General features: G+C 69.3%; 13 protein-coding genes. 11 read left to right on the forward strand and 2 right to left on the reverse strand.

Translation table 11 applies throughout. The features are described from left to right. Positions 1-50 precede the first annotated feature (50 nt). The 4 genes from ACFY0T_RS29705 to ACFY0T_RS29720 all read left to right on the forward strand — a co-directional run bounded on the left by ACFY0T_RS29705 (position 51) and on the right by ACFY0T_RS29720 (position 7,089). Positions 51-2,081 (forward strand): IucA/IucC family protein, encoded by a 2,031-nt coding sequence (locus ACFY0T_RS29705; protein ID WP_388877019.1) that lies wholly within the window; start codon positions 51-53, stop codon positions 2,079-2,081. Between the two features lie 39 nt (positions 2,082-2,120). After that, entirely contained in the window at positions 2,121-3,008 is an 888-nt protein-coding gene (locus ACFY0T_RS29710; protein WP_388877022.1) for a GNAT family N-acetyltransferase, read from the forward strand. Positions 3,009-3,065: 57 nt separating this feature from the next. Next, positions 3,066-5,024 carry an IucA/IucC family protein gene (locus ACFY0T_RS29715; protein ID WP_388877025.1) on the forward strand — a complete coding sequence of 653 codons (1,959 nt, stop codon included), beginning with the start codon at positions 3,066-3,068 and terminating at the stop codon, positions 5,022-5,024. Between the two features lie 88 nt (positions 5,025-5,112). Further along, positions 5,113-7,089, forward strand: a complete 1,977-nt coding sequence (locus tag ACFY0T_RS29720; RefSeq protein WP_388877028.1) for an ATP-dependent DNA helicase — start codon at positions 5,113-5,115, stop codon at positions 7,087-7,089. 400 nt (positions 7,090-7,489) lie between these two features. Here the strand turns inward: ACFY0T_RS29720 and lexA are convergent, their stop codons facing one another. After that, a complete protein-coding gene (lexA, locus tag ACFY0T_RS29725) occupies positions 7,490-8,266 on the reverse strand; it encodes a transcriptional repressor LexA (RefSeq protein WP_388877031.1) in 777 nt (258 codons plus the stop codon). A gap of 517 nt (positions 8,267-8,783) precedes the next feature. Between lexA and nrdR the strand changes: the two genes are divergently transcribed. The 4 genes from nrdR to ACFY0T_RS29745 all read left to right on the forward strand — a co-directional run bounded on the left by nrdR (position 8,784) and on the right by ACFY0T_RS29745 (position 14,370). Further along, entirely contained in the window at positions 8,784-9,347 is a 564-nt protein-coding gene (gene nrdR / locus ACFY0T_RS29730) for a transcriptional regulator NrdR (protein ID WP_388877034.1), read from the forward strand. A 150-nt stretch (positions 9,348-9,497) separates the two neighbouring features. Beyond that, on the forward strand, positions 9,498-12,395 hold the full coding sequence (locus tag ACFY0T_RS29735) for a vitamin B12-dependent ribonucleotide reductase (protein ID WP_388877037.1): 2,898 nt from the start codon (positions 9,498-9,500) through the stop codon (positions 12,393-12,395). A gap of 197 nt (positions 12,396-12,592) precedes the next feature. Further along, positions 12,593-13,723 (forward strand): hypothetical protein, encoded by a 1,131-nt coding sequence (locus ACFY0T_RS29740; RefSeq protein WP_388877040.1) that lies wholly within the window; start codon positions 12,593-12,595, stop codon positions 13,721-13,723. A gap of 200 nt (positions 13,724-13,923) precedes the next feature. Then, positions 13,924-14,370 (forward strand): DUF6215 domain-containing protein, encoded by a 447-nt coding sequence (locus tag ACFY0T_RS29745; protein WP_388877043.1) that lies wholly within the window; start codon positions 13,924-13,926, stop codon positions 14,368-14,370. A 107-nt stretch (positions 14,371-14,477) separates the two neighbouring features. On the opposite strand, the gene ACFY0T_RS29750 is transcribed toward ACFY0T_RS29745, so the two are convergent. Continuing rightward, positions 14,478-15,011, reverse strand: coding sequence for a TerD family protein (locus ACFY0T_RS29750; protein ID WP_388877046.1), 534 nt, complete (start codon positions 15,009-15,011; stop codon positions 14,478-14,480). A 155-nt stretch (positions 15,012-15,166) separates the two neighbouring features. Between ACFY0T_RS29750 and ACFY0T_RS29755 the strand changes: the two genes are divergently transcribed. The 3 genes from ACFY0T_RS29755 to ACFY0T_RS29765 all read left to right on the forward strand — a co-directional run bounded on the left by ACFY0T_RS29755 (position 15,167) and on the right by ACFY0T_RS29765 (position 17,478). Then, a complete protein-coding gene (locus ACFY0T_RS29755; RefSeq protein ID WP_388877049.1) occupies positions 15,167-15,772 on the forward strand; it encodes a DUF4937 domain-containing protein in 606 nt (201 codons plus the stop codon). 104 nt (positions 15,773-15,876) lie between these two features. Continuing rightward, positions 15,877-16,536, forward strand: coding sequence for a histidine phosphatase family protein (locus ACFY0T_RS29760; protein WP_388877052.1), 660 nt, complete (start codon positions 15,877-15,879; stop codon positions 16,534-16,536). 12 nt (positions 16,537-16,548) lie between these two features. Beyond that, positions 16,549-17,478, forward strand: a complete 930-nt coding sequence (locus ACFY0T_RS29765) for an ADP-ribosylglycohydrolase family protein (protein ID WP_388877055.1) — start codon at positions 16,549-16,551, stop codon at positions 17,476-17,478. Positions 17,479-17,585: the final 107 nt, after the last annotated feature.

The raw sequence follows: 17,585 nt of genomic DNA on the forward strand, positions 1-17,585 counted from the left end.
CCGCCCCGGTTCGTCGCCGCACGAGCCGGAACGACCCACAAGGAACTCTCGTGAACGCCACCCCCGCACCCGACGGCCGTCCCGACATCCGCGAGCGAGCCGCCCGTGGCAGACAGATCCCGCCCGTGACGGGGGCCGAATCGGTCCCCCGCCAGAAGGCAGGGGCCCGGGAGTCCGAGCGGCTGCGCGGCGCCACCGCCGACCTGCTGGAACACCCCGATGCGCAGACCGCGGCTCAGGCGGCGGCCGTCGAGAACCTGCTGCGCTGCTGGGTACGGGAGAACGACCTGCCCGCCCCCGACGACGGCACCCTCCACATCCCCCTCCCGGCCAGCGGCACGACCCTCCTGGTCCCCGTCCACTACTGGTCCGCCACCGGCTGGCATCGCTTCGGCCTTCCCCACCTCGCCGACGCTCCCGACGAGGCACCCCCCGCCGACGCGGTCACGGTGGCGGCACTGCTCGCACGGCAAACGACGACGGGTACGTCGGCCGCCACCACTGTCGGGCCGGCTCCCGCCACGCCCCGCGCAACAGAGCCTGGTGGAGCGCTCCTCGGAGCCGCCACTGCCCGCCGCTCCGACCATCAGGCGGCCCCGCACAGCCCAGTCGGTGACGGTGCCGACCTCGTCGGCCGCGTCGCCGACTCCGTTCGACGCACCGCCGTGTTCATCAGCGACCGCAGGGAACACCCCGCCGACGAGCCGGACTTCTTTCTCGCCGCCGAGCAGGCGCTCCTGCTCGGCCACCCGCTGCATCCCACACCGAAGGGCCGGGAGGGTCTCTCCGAAGCCGAAGCCCGGCTGTACTCGCCCGAGTTGCGCGGTTCCTTCCCACTGCACTGGATGGCGGTCGCCCCCTCGGTGCTGGCAGCCGACTCGGCGTGGACGGAGCGCGGCCGCCCGGTCTCGGCGGAGCAGCTCACCACTCGGCTGGCCGGCGCGGGGCTGTCGCTGCCCGACGGGTACGCCGCCCTGCCGCTGCACCCCTGGCAGATGCGCGAGGTAAGGCACCGTCGCGCATCCGCGGCGCTGCTGGATGCCGGGCTGCTCCAGGACCTCGGCCCGCAGGGCTCCCCGTGGCACCCCACCTCCTCGGTCCGCACCGTCTACCGATCCGGCTCCCCCGCGATGCTGAAGCTGTCGCTGGGCCTGCGCATCACCAACTCCCGTCGTGAGAACCTCCGCAAGGAACTCCACCGTGGCGTGGAGGTCCACCGCCTGCTGCGCGGCGGCCTGTTCAAGCAGTGGCAGGCCGCCCACCCGGGCTTCGACATCGTCCGTGACCCGGCCTGGCTCGCCGTCAACGGCCCGGACGGCAGCCCTCTGCCCGGGCTCGACGTGATGATCCGCCACAACCCGTTCAGCCCGACGGACGACGCCGGTTGTCTCGCGGGACTGGTCTCGCCCCGACCGCACGCCCAAGCCGGCGCACGTCACCCGGCGCCGGGCCGGCCGATCATGCGATCCCGGCTCGCCGAAATCGTCACCGGTCTCGCCGCACGCACCGGCCGCCCACGCGGTGCCGTCGCCACCGAGTGGTTCCTGCGCTACCTGGAGCAGGTCGTACGCCCCGTGCTCTGGCTGGACAGCGAGGCAGGCATCGCTCTGGAAGCGCACCAGCAGAACACCCTGCTCCTGCTGGACCCCGAAGGCTGGCCCAAGGGCGGTCGCTACCGCGACAACCAGGGCTACTACTTCCGCGAGTCACGGCGCGCGGAACTCGACACCCGGCTGCCCGGCATCGGCGAACACAGCGACACATTCGTCTCCGACGAGGTCACCGACGAGCGCTTCGCCTACTACCTCGCCATCAACAACGTGCTCGGCCTCGTCGGCGCGTTCGGCTCCCAACGTCTCGCTGACGAGCAGCTGTTGCTCGCCGCCTTCCGCCGCTTCCTCGCCGATGTGGCCACGGGTCCGGCCCGGCTGCGTACTTCTCTGCCCGCCCACCTGCTCGACTCACCCGTCCTGCGCTGCAAGGCCAACCTGCTGACCCGGCTGCACGGACTCGACGAACTCGTCGGCCCCGTCGACACCCAGTCCGTCTACGTCACCATCTCCAACCCCCTTCATTCCTGAGGAACATGACCCACCCCGTCTCCTGAGAGGAGCGTCGCCGTGCCTCCCACCGATGCGAGCACCGACGCCGGTACCGCCCCCGCCACCGAACTCGCCACCGACACGGGGCCCTGCTCGGGTCCCAGTTCGGGCTCGGGCGCGAGCACGGACAGTGAGGACACCCTTGACCTGCGCCTCCCCGACGAGCTCATCGCGCTCTTCGCCGAGGAGGCCGGGACACAGGGCGGTACCGCGAGCCACGGCACCGGAAAAGCCTTCGGGGACGCCACGGGCGAGACCAAGGCCGACGCACCCGGAGGGGCCAGGGGCGAGCGTCGGGGCATGGCGGAGACCCCTGCTGTCGCCCCGGTCGACGACGACCTGCTCGACCGCGTCGGTGGCTGGGGGCCGACCGACACGCCCGTGGGTGTCTTCCACCTCGTCCCCGTGCGAGTCGAGCGCGATCTCCCGCTGATCACCCGCTGGATGAACGACCCTGCCGTCGCGGCGTTCTGGGAGCTGGCGGGGCCCGAGTCCGTAACCGAGGAGCATCTGCGCCTTCAGCTCGACGGGGACGGACGCAGTGTCCCCTGCCTCGGGGTGCTGGACGGCACACCGATGAGCTACTGGGAGATCTACCGCGCGGATCTCGATCTCCTGGCTCGCCACTACCCTGCCCGACCGCACGACACCGGCATTCACCTCCTCATCGGTGGTGTCGCCAACCGTGGGCGAGGTCTCGGCTCCACCCTGCTCAGAGCTGTCGCCGATCACGTACTGGACAAGCGCCCGTCATGCGCTCGCGTCGTCGCGGAACCCGACCTTCGCAACACCCCCTCCGTCTCCGCTTTCCTGAGCGCCGGCTTCCGGTTCTCCGCCGAGGTCGATCTGCCCGACAAGCGGGCAGCCCTCATGGTCCGAGACCGGGCCCTGCGCGATCTGTTGTAGCGCTATCACTCTTAGTACACCGCTCGTCCCGATCCGGTTCCCTGTCGAGGAGTCCCCGTGTCGAATACATCCGCCACCCCGGCCTCCGGAGAGCCGTTCGGCCTGTACGACCCGCCTGAGCTGCGCAAAGACCGCTGGGAGCAGGCCGGCCGCCGCATGCTCGCGAAGATGATCGGCGAGTTCGCGTACGAGGGGATCATCCAGCCGGAGCCGGAGCCGGAGCCGGAGCCGGAGCCGGAGCCGGAGCCGGAGCCGGAGCCGGAGCCGACCCCGGCATTAGCGTCGGCCCCGGCATCAGTCCAGTCCCCGGCGCCGGGGCCGAACCCGGAGGGGAAACCGAATGCGGCCGACCACCGCCGCGCCGACTACACCCTCCGCCTCGACGCCGGCGGCGGCCTGTCCTTCCGCGCCCGCCGTACCGCGTACGACGGTTGGCGCGTGGACCCCGACTCGCTCGCCCTCGCGGAGGGAGCGGCGGAGCCCCGGTCCTTCACCGACCCGGTCGGTTTCCTCATCCGTGCCCGAGGCACGCTGGGACTCGACGGAGCGACGCTGGGCCATGTGATCCGTGAGCTGAACACCACGCTCGCCGCGGACGCGCGCCTCGACCACAAAGCCCTCACGGTGGCCGAGCTGGCCGACCTGGGATACGCGGAACTGGAAGGCCACCAGACCGGACACCCGTGGATCGTGCTCAACAAGGGCCGCCTCGGCTTCTCCGCGCGAGACGCCGCCCACTGGACGCCGGAGGCCCGCAGGGCGACCGCCCTTCCCTGGATCGCGGTACACACCGAGCTCGCCACCTACCGCGGCGTCCCGGGCCTCGACACGGCAGAGCGCCTCTACGAGCGCGAACTCGCCCCCGCCACACGGGAGTCCTTCGACGGAGTACTCCGCGCGCGCGGGCTCACGCCGGAGTCGTACCTCTATCTGCCCGTGCACCCCTGGCAGTGGGACGACATCGTGCTGCCTCTCTTCGCACCCCACGTCGCCGCGGACGCGATCGTGCCGCTGCATTCTGACGGCGATCTGCGCCTGCCCCAGCAGTCGATCCGTACGTTCCTCAATGTCTCGCGGCCGGACCGGCACATCGTGAAGCTGCCGCTGTCCGTCCTCAACACCCTGGTGTGGCGCGGCCTTCCGACAGAACGGACGCTCGCGGCCCCCGCCGTCACCTCCTGGATGCACGGCCTGCGCGACGCCGACCCTTTCCTGCGCGACACCTGCGGGGTGATCCTGCTCGGCGAGGTCGCCTCGGTGACGGTCGGACATCCGGTGTACGACGGCCTCCCTGAAGTGCCCTATCAGTACAAGGAGCTGCTCGGAGCGATCTGGCGCGAGCCGGTCTCCGGGCATCTGGCCCCCGGCGAACGCGCCCGCACCCTGGCCGCGCTCCTCCACACCGACCTGGAGGGCCGCGCCTTCACTGCACAGCTCGTCGCCCGCTCGGGACTGGCGCCGAAGGTCTGGTTGCGCCGTCTCCTCGCGGCGCTCCTGCCACCGCTGCTGCACTTTCTCTACCGGTACGGCACTGTGTTCAGCCCACACGGAGAGAACGCGATCGTTGTCTTCGACGACCATGACGTACCCGTCAGGCTCGCGGTGAAGGACTTCGTGGACGACGTCAATGTGAGTGCGGAGCCCCTGCCCGAGCACGCCTCCATGCCGGATGACGTACGGCGTGTGCTGCTCACCGAGCCGCCCGCGTTTCTGACCCAGTTCATCCAATCCGGGCTCTTTGTAGGAGTGTTCCGCTATCTCGCACCGCTCTGCGACGAGCAACTGGGCGTGCCGGAGGACGAGTTCTGGTCCCTCGTCCGAGCGGAGATCATCCGCCACCAGACGCGCTTTCCCGAGCTCAAGGAGCGTTACGAGATGTTCGACCTGCTCACTCCCCGTATCGAGCGCCTGTGTCTGAACCGTAACCGGCTGCACCTGGACGGTTACCGCGACCGCCCCGATCGCCCGCACGCCGCCGTCCACGGCACCGTCCCCAACCCCCTTCACCAGCCTTGATCACGCGGCCGGTACTCGTCTTGATCACGACCGTCGTCTCCGCCTTGATCGCCCGATTGTCAGTGGCGCACCGTAGGGTGGCACCGCTATGACAGAGCCCTCACTCCCCGAACTCCTGCATGCTGCCGTCACTGCCGTCGGCGGTACGGAGCGCCCTGGCCAGGTGACCATGGCCGAAGCTGTCGCGGGCGCCATCGACGACAGCTCCCACCTGCTGGTGCAGGCGGGCACCGGCACCGGAAAGTCGCTCGGCTACCTCGTGCCCGCGCTCGCGCACGGGGAGCGAGTCGTCGTGGCGACGGCCACCCTCGCGCTTCAGCGGCAGCTCGTGGAGCGCGACCTCCCACGCACCGTCGACGCCCTGCATCCGCTGCTGCGCCGCCGCCCCGAGTTCGCGATGCTCAAGGGCCGGTCGAACTATCTGTGCCTGCACCGTCTGCACGAGGGCGTGCCGCAGGAAGAGGAAGAGGGCCTCTTCGACCAGTTCGAGGCCGCCGCGCCCGCCAGCAAGCTGGGCCAGGACCTGCTGCGGCTGCGGGAGTGGTCGGACGAGACCGAGACCGGCGACCGAGACGACCTCACGCCCGGCGTTTCCGACCGCGCCTGGGCCCAGGTGTCCGTGTCGTCCCGGGAATGCCTCGGCGCCACCAAATGCGCCTACGGAGCGGAGTGCTTCGCCGAGATGGCCCGCGAGCGCGCCAAGCTCGCCGAGGTCGTCGTCACCAATCACGCGCTGCTCGCGATCGACGCCATCGAGGGCGCGCCGGTCCTTCCGCAGCACGAGGTGCTGATCGTCGACGAGGCCCATGAGCTGGTCTCCAGGGTCACCGGCGTCGCGACCGGCGAGCTCACCCCGGGCCAGGTCAACCGCGCGGTCCGGCGCGCCGCGAAGCTCGTCAATGAGAAGGCCGCCGACCAGCTCCAGACCGCCGCCGAGGGCTTCGAGCGCCTCATGGAGCTGGCGCTGCCGGGACGCCTGGAGGAGATCCCCGAGGACCTCGGGTACGCGCTGATGGCGCTGCGCGACGCCGCACGTACGGTGATTTCGGCGCTCGGCTCCACCCGCGACAAGTCCGTCCAGGACGAGGACGCGGTGCGCAAGCAGGCTCTGGCCTCTGTGGAGACCGTGCACGACGTGGCGGAGCGCATCACCAACGGCTCCGAGTGGGACGTCGTCTGGTACGAGCGCCACGACCGCTTCGGCGCGTCGCTCCGTGTCGCTCCCATGAACGTGTCCGGGCTGCTCCGGGAGAAGCTTTTCGCGGACCGTTCCGTCGTCCTGACCTCCGCGACGCTGAAGCTCGGCGGCGACTTCAACGGCGTGGGGGCGTCGCTTGGGCTCGCCCCCGAGGGCACGGAGGGCGAGGACCTTCCGCAGTGGAAGGGCGTCGACGTCGGTTCGCCCTTCGACTATCCCAAGCAGGGCATCCTCTATGTCGCCAAGCACCTGTCGCGCCCCGCGCGGGACGGCGACCGCGCGGACATGCTGGACGAGCTCACCGAGCTGATCCAGGCCGCCGGTGGTCGCACGCTCGGACTGTTCTCCTCGATGCGGGCCGCCCAGCTCGCTGCGGAGGAGCTGCGGACGCGCATCCCCGAGTACCCGATTCTGCTGCAGGGCGAGGAGACGCTCGGCGAGCTGATCAAGAACTTCGCGGCCGACCCCAAGACCTGCCTCTTCGGCACGCTCTCGCTCTGGCAGGGCGTGGACGTCCCGGGCCCCAGCTGCCAGCTGGTCGTCATGGACAAGATCCCCTTCCCGCGCCCCGACGACCCACTGATGAGCGCCCGCCAGAAGGCGGTTGAGGACAACGGTGGCAACGGCTTCATGGCGGTCGCCGCCACGCACGCCGCGCTCCTGATGGCCCAGGGCGCCGGCCGCCTCGTACGAGCGACGGGGGACCGGGGTGTCGTCGCTGTCCTGGACCAGCGCTTGGCCACGGCCCGCTACGGCAGCTATCTGAAGGCGTCACTGCCCGACTTCTGGTACACGACGGACCGCAACCAGGTCCGCAGATCACTCGCCGCGATCGACGAGGCGGCGAGGAAGACAGAGGAGGCATAGGGCCTGGCGGCAGCGCACCGGGGTCAGGTGGGCGCCGGGTCTCGCCGTGTCCGGGGCCGGGAGCGAGGGCAGCCGACCGGACGGCGAACTGCCGGGTCCGGGCCGGGACCGAGGCGAAGAGCGCTGCGGACGCCAGCCTGCAGGGCTATGCCGACTCCCATCGAGCCACCCACCTGGCGGGCACCCAAGGCACCAAAGACGCCCCAAGCAGCACCTGGCCCGGCGGCCCCCTGCGCTCAGGCCCGCCGACCAAGTCACCAAGCACCGAGGGAGGCCCCAGGCCAGGAGACGCCCCCCGACCAAGGCCCCCGGCCAGAAAAACGCAGGACCCCGGAACCGGCGCAGTTGGTCCCGGGGCCCGGTCAGGGGCGGGGCGGAGCGTCCCGCTCGTCGCAGGTTGTTACACCCGTCGCAGCACTGCCACGACCTTGCCGAGGATGGTCGCCTCGTCGCCGGGGATCGGCTGGTAGGCGGAGTTGTGCGGCAGCAGCCACACGTGCCCGTCCTCGCGCTTGAAGCGCTTCACCGTGGCTTCGCCTTCGAGCATCGCGGCCACGATGTCGCCGTTCTCCGCGACCGGCTGGCGGCGGACCGTCACCCAGTCCCCGTCGCAGATGGCGGCCTCGATCATCGAGTCGCCGACGACCTTCAGGACGAACAGCTCGCCGTCACCGACCAGCTGGCGGGGGAGAGGGAAGACGTCCTCGACGGACTCCTCGGCGAGGATCGGGCCACCGGCGGCGATGCGGCCGACGAGCGGCACGTACGACGCGGCCGGCTTGCCCGCGGTGTCCGTGGGCTGCACCGAGGACTGGTCGGAGCCCCGGACCTCGTACGCGCGCGGGCGGTGCGGGTCGCGGCGCAGGAAGCCCTTGCGCTCCAGTGCCATCAGCTGGTGTGCGACCGAGGAGGTGCTGGAGAGGCCGACCGCCTGTCCGATCTCCCGCATCGACGGCGGGTAGCCGCGCCGCTGCACGGAGTCCCTGATCACCTCGATTACCCGGCGCTGCCGGTCCGTGAGTCCGGAGCTGTCCGCCCGGATGCCTGGAGGTCGGCCCGGCAGGGAGCGCTTGGGTCCCTCATGATTCACGGCTTCGTTCATCGCATGCACCGGCTCGAGTCGGCCCTGGGAGCGGTCCTGGGCAGTGATGGTGGCACTGTCTGCGGTGGTGGTCACGTCGGCCCCTCTCGATGGTCTCCCTGCTGCACAACGGTAGTTGCTTTCGAAAGGTTGCGCCAAACACACGTTCGAGTGAAAAAACGCGGATTGCCTGACGTGATCATGTGTCTGGGTGTATGGCTAACGTTGCACCTGGCGGACAAAAGGGCCCATTGCTGTACTCTTCACCGCCGAGGCGATGACCGTGCCAGCAGACGTGGGCCGCGACCCAGTCTGCCATCCAGCACCCCGTCAACCGGGTACCGGCCCCCTATCTGCACGGCCACCACGGTATCTCCGCGTGTCCGGGATCGGTATGGCCGTGCGGCACATGCCGATACGTGTGCGACACGCGCGGCGTAGGCGATTTTGCGCACCGAGCCCCACATCTAGTGGTTGGATTGCAGTAGCAGCCCAGAAGTTGTGGTCCCCGGGTCTTCGGGCCCTCCAGCATCGCCTATGCTTGGGGCTGCTTCGAGGGGCCCAAGAGGTCTCGCGAGGCCTATGAGTCGTGCTGTGAAGGAGGGTTGGAGCCATGCACTGCCCCTTCTGCAGGCACCCCGACAGCCGCGTCGTCGACAGTCGTACGACCGATGACGGCACGTCGATCCGCAGGCGCCGCCAGTGCCCCGACTGCTCCCGTCGTTTCACGACCGTGGAGACGTGCTCGCTGATGGTGGTCAAGCGCTCCGGCGTGACCGAGCCCTTCAGCCGTACCAAGGTCATCAACGGCGTGCGCAAGGCATGCCAGGGGCGGCCCGTCACCGAGGACGCACTCGCCCAGCTCGGCCAGCGGGTCGAGGAGGCGGTGCGGGCCACCGGAAGCGCCGAACTGACCACCCACGACGTGGGGCTGGCCATACTCGGCCCGTTGCAGGAACTCGACCTCGTCGCCTATCTGCGGTTCGCGTCCGTCTACCGGGCGTTCGACTCGCTCGAGGACTTCGAGGCCGCCATCGCGGAACTCAGGGAAGAGACGAGGCAGCGGCCCGCCGCGGACGAGGCTGTCGACGAAGACGCCGTCGCGGAGCGCCCGGAAAGCGACCGCGGGTCCGGAGAGGCCGTCCAGGTCCCCGTGCCCGCCAGCGCCGCCGACTGAGGGGAAGGCCGACTCGAGTCGGCTCATCGGCGGCGACCACAGACCTGTTGCGGGCGGCCGTGTACGCAGCGCGCGCAACACCAGACACACACCGTGCCACGGGAAGAACGAGGCACTTCAGGGCGTTTTAGCCCGATACAGGGAGGCGGCATGACAGAGACGGCGAGCGGTCCGGCACGAGGTTCCCGCGCCAAGGGCGGAACCAAGGCCAACAAGGGGCTGCGCATCGAGCGCATCCACACCACCCCCGGCGTGCACCCGTACGACGAGGTGGAGTGGGAGCGTCGTGACGTCGTCATGACCAACTGGCGCGACGGCTCGGTCAACTTCGAGCAGCGTGGCGTCGAGTTCCCCGGCTTCTGGTCGGTGAACGCGGTCAACATCGTCACCAGCAAGTACTTCCGCGGTGCCGTCGGCACCCCGCAGCGCGAGGTGAGCCTCAAGCAGCTCATCGACCGCATCGTGAAGACGTACCGGAAGGCCGGCGAGGACTACAAGTACTTCGCCTCGCCCGCCGACGCCGAGATCTTCGAGCACGAGCTGGCGTACGCCCTCCTGCACCAGATCTTCAGCTTCAACAGCCCGGTCTGGTTCAACGTCGGGACCCCGCAGCCCCAGCAGGTCTCCGCCTGCTTCATCCTGTCCGTCGACGACTCCATGGAGTCGATCCTCGACTGGTACAAGGAAGAGGGCATGATCTTCAAGGGCGGCTCCGGTGCCGGCCTGAACCTCTCCCGCATCCGCTCCTCCAAGGAGCTCCTCTCCTCGGGCGGCAACGCCTCGGGTCCTGTCTCCTTCATGCGCGGTGCCGACGCCTCCGCAGGAACGATCAAGTCGGGTGGCGCCACGCGCCGCGCGGCCAAGATGGTCATCCTCGACGTCGACCACCCCGACATCGAGGACTTCATCGAGACCAAGGTCAAGGAGGAGGAGAAGATCCGCGCCCTGCGTGACGCGGGCTTCGACATGGACCTGGGCGGCGACGACATCACGTCCGTCCAGTACCAGAACGCCAACAACTCGGTCCGTGTGAACGACACGTTCATGAAGGCGGTCGAGGAGGGCGGCAAGTTCGGCCTGACGTCCCGCATGACCGGCGAGGTCATCGAGGAGGTCGACGCCAAGCAGCTCTTCCGCAAGATGGCGGAGGCCGCCTGGGCCTGCGCCGACCCGGGCATCCAGTACGACGACACGATCAACCACTGGCACACGTGCCCGGAGTCCGGCCGCATCAACGGCTCGAACCCGTGCAGCGAGTACATGCACCTGGACAACACGTCCTGTAACCTCGCCTCGCTGAACCTGATGAAGTTCCTCAAGGACGACGGCAAGGGCCACCAGTCCTTCGACGTCGAGCGCTTCGCCAAGGTCGTCGAGCTGGTCATCACCGCGATGGACATCTCGATCTGCTTCGCGGACTTCCCGACCCAGAAGATCGGCGAGAACACCCGCGCCTTCCGTCAGCTGGGCATCGGTTACGCCAACCTCGGCGCCCTCCTGATGGCGACGGGCCACGCGTACGACTCCGACGGCGGCCGCGCGCTCGCCGGCGCCATCACCTCCCTGATGACCGGTACGTCGTACAAGCGGTCCGCCGAGCTCGCCGCGGTCGTCGGCCCGTACGACGGCTACGCCCGCAACGCGCAGCCGCACCAGCGCGTCATGAGGCAGCACGCCGACGCCAACGCCGAGGCCGTCCGCATGGACGACCTGGACACCCCGATCTGGGCCGCCGCCACGGAGGCCTGGCAGGACGTGATCCGCCTCGGCGAGAAGAACGGCTTCCGCAACTCGCAGGCCTCGGTCATCGCCCCGACCGGCACCATCGGTCTCGCGATGTCCTGCGACACCACCGGTCTCGAGCCCGACCTCGCGCTGGTCAAGTTCAAGAAGCTGGTCGGCGGCGGCTCGATGCAGATCGTCAACGGCACCGTCCCGCAGGCCCTGCGCCGCCTGGGCTACCAGGAGGAGCAGATCGAGGCGGTCGTCGCCCACATCGCCGAGCACGGCAATGTCGTCGACGCCCCGGGCCTCAAGCACGAGCACTACGAGGTGTTCGACTGCGCCATGGGCGAGCGCTCCATCTCCGCGATGGGCCACGTCCGCATGATGGCCGCGATCCAGCCGTGGATCTCCGGCGCGCTCTCCAAGACGGTCAACATGCCGGAGTCGGCGACCGTCGAAGAGGTCGAGGAGATCTACTTCGAGGCGTGGAAGATGGGCGTCAAGGCGCTCGCGATCTACCGCGACAACTGCAAGGTCGGCCAGCCCCTCTCCGCGAAGACCAAGGAGAAGGAGAAGGCCGAGGTCACGGCCAAGGCCGAGGACACCATCCGTAGCGCGGTCGAGAAGGTCGTCGAGTACCGCCCGGTCCGCAAGCGCCTCCCCAAGGGCCGTCCCGGCATCACCACCTCCTTCACGGTGGGCGGTGCCGAGGGCTACATGACCGCCAACTCCTACCCGGACGACGGTCTCGGCGAGGTCTTCCTGAAGATGTCGAAGCAGGGCTCCACCCTCGCGGGCATGATGGACGCCTTCTCGATCGCCGTCTCGGTGGGTCTGCAGTACGGCGTGCCTCTGGAGACGTACGTCTCGAAGTTCACGAACATGCGCTTCGAGCCGGCCGGCATGACGGACGACCCGGACGTGCGGATGGCGCAGTCGATCGTCGACTACATCTTCCGCCGCCTGGCGCTGGACTTCCTGCCCTTCGAGACCCGCTCCGCGCTCGGCATCCACTCCGCCGAGGAGCGTCAGCGTCACCTGGAGACCGGTTCGTACGAGCCGGCCGACGACGAGGTCGACGTCGAGGGTCTGGCCCAGTCCGCGCCGCGTACGCAGGAGCTGAAGGCCGTCGCCACCCCGAAGGCCGAGGTCGAGGCGGCCAAGCCCGCCCCGAAGCAGGCCCACACCAGCGCCGAGCTGGTGGAGATGCAGCTGGGCATCCAGGCGGACGCCCCCCTGTGCTTCTCCTGCGGTACGAAGATGCAGCGGGCCGGCTCCTGCTACATCTGCGAGGGCTGCGGCTCGACCAGCGGTTGCAGCTGATTCCGGGCACCGTCAGGGTGTGAACCTGTAGGTCAGGGCGGTGGAGCCGGGTTTTCGGCCCCACCGCCCTCAGCCTGCGTGACGCCTGACGGTTGTGTCTGATGGAACAGGATGCCTGCGGAAGAGACTTGTCGCGGCGGGCGCCCTGATGGCACGCTCAGGGGCGTGATCAAGAGAATCGAGTCTTCTGTCCGCCCGTGAGCGAGACGCCCGGGACTGGGCTGCCCGGAACCCAGACCACGCTGTTCGGCCATGCGCTCCGACTGCATCGGCAGTCGCCGGACAAGCCCCTTCCACGTGACGGTGAGCCGTACCCCGATGAGGAACGGCGCCGACGTGAACCTCGGCCGAAGGCGCCGCGCGACCGGAAGCTCGTGGGAGCCGATGTCGCCCGGATTCTCGACGAGCACTTCGCCGATCCGAGCGCTGTCCCGAGCGCGCTGAGCGACCGCTTCCATGGCGTCTACGTACCGATCCACCACAACGAGCACATCGCCACCGCCGCCATGACGGCTGGGGAAGCCCGCGCACGGGAAGCCGGCCGTTGGCTGGTGCGACACGGGACCGATACCTCGGCCGTCACGGTCGGGTTGGCCTTGCTCGCCGCCGTTGGCATCGCAGCGGACATTCCGCTGATCCAGACCATCGGACTGCTTTCCTGCACCTTCGGTCCGCTCGCGGCACGGGCCCTCGAACGGCTGCCCGGCGGCGCGGATGCGCTGCTCTGGCTGGCAGAACGGGTGACCGGCTGGGGGCGCGTTTACGTGGTGGAGGCACTGTGCCGGCTCGTGGACGACCATCCGGCGGTCCGGCCCTGGCTGTTGCGGAGAGCGGCTGACGGTGACTTCCTCAACGGATACTTCGCGGGCCAGGTCGCGCGGGTGACCAAACTCCACGAGGTTGCCGCGGCGTTCGGGGACGACGCCGAACTGGTTGACCACACGACCCGGCTTCTCCACGTGATGACGTACTGCGAAGGCATGGGTACTTCTCTCCGGCGCTACCCACACGCGGTCATAGTCCTGGAGGCTCACGTCGGTTGCCTCGAGAACCTTGGGCCGACAGCCGAGCGTTACTTCGCCGCGGCGACGATCGCCCAGTACCTGACCAAGGAGACATCCGCCGGTTCCGACGATCCCGGCCTCAAAGCGCGCTGGGAGCAGAGCCGGACTGCGTACCTCGCGCTGCTCGACAAGGAGGACTGGTGCGACAGAGCGCGTGAGGGACTCGCGGCCGAGGACGATCGGCTCACATGGCTGGCCGACTCCGTGGCACCAGAACTCAGGCTGAGGGCCTTCCTCGACGATCAGTCCAGTGTGGAGGAATAGCCGAGCCAGGAATAAGGGCGCTGCGCCAGCACCTGAAACCCTGAAGGGCGGCACGGCCAACGGCCGTGCCGCCCTTCGGTGTTGGAGGGTCTCTCCTTGAGGACGATCGGGGGTGCAGGCGCAGGGCACATCTTTCTTGTTTCCCGGCGAAACGATCACCCGTTAGGCTCCCCCAGCGCGCATCGGGCGCGAACGGCAAGGTGGGGGACACGGCCGACGATTTCGCCGAATCCAAGAAGGGCCCGAGTGCAGGAGCCCAGGCAGCCGCGGCGGTGGTGATGGTCGCAGTGGTCGTGGGTGGCATGTGGGCCCTTGGGGGAAGCTCTCAGCAGACGTCTGATGACAGTGAGCCGGCCACTTGCTCGAGCACGCACGACGCCCAGCCGTCGAAGCACGTTTCCGGAGCAGAGCTGTGCACGGCGCTGAACCGTCCTGACCTACCGGCGCTCCTTGGAACGCCGACAGAGCGCGCGGAGACCGCCGGAGGCAGCGAGAGCTCGATCACCCTGGCAGGCGGCACCAAGATCGCCACTCCCGAGGCGAACGTCACGCTGAAGACCTACTCCGTGAAGCTTTCGGCCTCCTACGACCAGCTCCCGGTCGCCGAGCAGGTGCTGCCGACGATCCCGGGCTGGACCGCCGGCTGACGAGTCATCTGCGGTGTTCGACCGGGCCGAAGCCTGCGATCAAACATCGATAGAGGCCCTCACCTGCGAGAACGTCCGCTTGGCAAGCATCGCGGCGGGGGTGCGATTCAGGCGTCCTGAGGGTTGCCCATGACCCTGGCGAAGGTCGCCGGGTCCGTGTCGTAGCCGCGGATGCCCGGGTGGAAGGTCCACTCTCCGGAGTCGTCGCGTACGAACTCCCCGACGGTCGCGGCCGTGGAGCCCAGGACATGGCCGAAGTCGTCCTCCGCCAGGACGGTGTAGCCCTCACGCATACGGAACGCGGGGTTGAGCACGCTGACGAACGTCTTGTGGCCGGCGCGCTGTTGGATGAGGACGCCGACGACCACGCGCGCGAAGCGGCTGTCCAGGCGGTCGAGCTCCAGCGTCATGACCTCGTCCCAGCCGAAGCCCTTGCCGTCCTTGCTGTCCCGGTTCAGATAGATGGTGCCGTCCGGCGAGCGGCTGTCGAAGTGCACTACGTAGGCCGGCTTTTCGTCCGGCGCGACTGCCAGACACGTCGCCGCGATGATGTCGAGATCGGTCGCGGGCTGACCGACGGGACTCGGATCCCACTTCACCGCCAGCTCGACCTTGCGTATGCCCTTGTTGAGACCGCTCACCAGATCTCCCCTCCCCGTTCCCCATCTGCTTCATGGCCCAACTGCCCTGCACTCAGGGCCGATTGTCCATCGTGCCACGCGCGCCGGGGCGTTCGCGCGGATGTACTCCGCCGGAGCGTGACCGGCGCCACGCTCCGTGGCCTTACGATGGCGCGGTGCTGGTCAAGTGGATTCGCTGCACCGTGGTGGACCGCCGCGGTTTCGAACGGGGGCAGCGAAAGTGGGCGGGGCTTCTGGGGGAGCCGGGTTTCCGGGGGCAGGGCGGGGGATGGAGCCGGGGGCGGTCCGGCGTCGCGCACATCTTCGCCTTCTGGGAAAGCCGTGCCTTCTACGACTCCTTCATGGCCCGCTCCCACGACCGGCTCGCCGCCGCGCAGTCGGGCACCTTCAAAGACTCCCAGGTCAAGCTGTTCGATCACCGTTTCGACGTGAAGACCGGCTTCGAGCCGCGCTTCACGGACGCCGACCTGGTACGCGTAGCTCACTGCCGGATCCACGAGGAGCGGGCTGAGCACTTCGCGTTGATGCAGGAGAAGGTCTGGAATCCCGCGATGGCGGGCTCGCCCGGCATGGTGCGGGGCCTGTTCGGCGAGGCGCCCGGCCATGAGTTCCTGATCCTGTCGATGTGGCAGTCGGCTGCCGAGCACGGCAAGTACCGCGCCGAGCGGGTGGAACGGCTCGCGCTGCGCGCCCAGATCGAGGCCGACGTCGCGGCTCTCGCGGGTGACATCGTGGATCTGGAGCCCAGCTGGACGGTCTGAGCGGTCCGGGTGGCCTGGTTCCGGTGTGCGGAAGCCGTGTGACCTACGCCGTATGGGGCCCGTACGAGTGCTCGATCGGCGGTGACACGATCTAGGGTTTTGGCATGGCACGACCACGGCGCATCGTCCTTGTCCGGCACGGCGAGTCGGTGGGTAATGCCGATGACTCCGTGTACGAACGCGAGCCCGACCACGCTCTGGCGCTCACTGAGAAGGGGTGGCAGCAGGCGGAGGACACGGGTAAACGGCTGCGGGAGCTCTTCGGGCGGGAGCGCGTAAGCGTTTACGTGTCCCCGTACCGCCGCACCCACGAGACATTCCGCGCCTTCCACCTCGACCCGGAACTCGTACGGGTGCGCGAGGAACCGCGACTGCGCGAGCAGGACTGGGGCAACTGGCAGGACCGCGACGACGTACGCCTCCAGAAGGCGTACCGGGACGCGTACGGGCACTTCTTCTACCGCTTCGCACAGGGCGAGTCCGGTGCCGATGTGTACGACCGGGTCGGTGGCTTCCTGGAGAGCCTGTACCGGAGCTTCGAAGCCCCCGACCACCCGCCGAACGTGCTCCTGGTGACCCATGGCCTGGCCATGCGGCTGTTCTGCATGCGCTGGTTCCACTGGACGGTCGCGGAATTCGAATCGCTGTCGAACCCGGGGAACGGTGAGACGCGGATGCTCGTTCTGGGGGAGGACGGCAAGTACACGCTTGACCGGCCCTTCGAGCAGTGGCGTGAACCGGAATCGTACGGAGCCACCGGATAGAGTGACAGGGCGATGACCGCTGACTCCTCTCCCGACCGGCGCCTGGACCGCGCCCTGGCCAGCCTGCGCGGACTCGCGGTGGGGGACGCGCTGGGCTCGCAGTTCTTCGTGCCCGCGAACTACCCGCTGCTCAAGCGCCGTGAGCTGCCGCCCCGCCCCTGGCAGTGGACCGACGACACCGAAATGGCCTGCTCCGTAGTGGCCGTTTTGGCCGCGCACCTCCGCATCGACCAGGACGAACTGGCCCGCTCCTTCGCCGAGCACCACGACTTCGACCGGGGCTACGGGCCCGCGGTCAACCGGTTGCTGCGGCTGATCCGGGAAGGCGGCGACTGGCGCGAGCTGGCGTCCGCCCTTTTCAAGGGCCAGGGCTCGTGGGGCAACGGCGCGGCGATGCGGATCGCCCCCCTGGGGGCCTGGTACGCGGACGACCCGGAGCAGGCGACGCACCAGGCGGAGATCTCCGCTTACCCCACGCACCAGCACCGCGAGGCCGTGGTCGGCGCCATGGCCGTCGCCGCGGCCGCCTCCCTGGTGGCCGACCCGGCGGGCCCGCCGAGCGCCGAGGCGCTGCTCGACGGCGTCATCGCACTCGTGCCGCGCAGCGCCGTCGGCGCGGGGTTGCGGCGCGCCCGGGACATGCTCGACTACGGCGACGCCGCCACCGTCGCCGCCGTACTGGGCTGCGGACGCCGCACATCGGCACACGACACTGTGCCCTTCGCCCTCTGGTCGGCGGCCCGGGCCCTTGGTGACTACGAAGAGGCTTTCTGGGTCACCGCCCAGGTGGGCGGCGACGTGGACACGACCTGCGCCATCGTGGGCGGCGTGGTCGCCTCCGCGAAGGCGGGAGCCCCACCGGGTGCGTGGCTGGAGCGTACGGAGGGGCTGCCGGACTGGGTGCCGGGGCCCGCGTATGGGCGCACGGCGAGCGGCGCGTAGGGCTGCCGTACGGCGCGCTTCCGCGCCCGCGTGAAGTCCCCCGTGTGATGTGCCGCGCATGAAGTGCCTCGTGTGAAGTCCTGGAGGTTCGCCTGAGGGGCGGGCGA

This window comes from Streptomyces sp. NPDC001530, assembly GCF_042894545.1.
Lineage (GTDB): Bacteria > Actinomycetota > Actinomycetes > Streptomycetales > Streptomycetaceae > Streptomyces.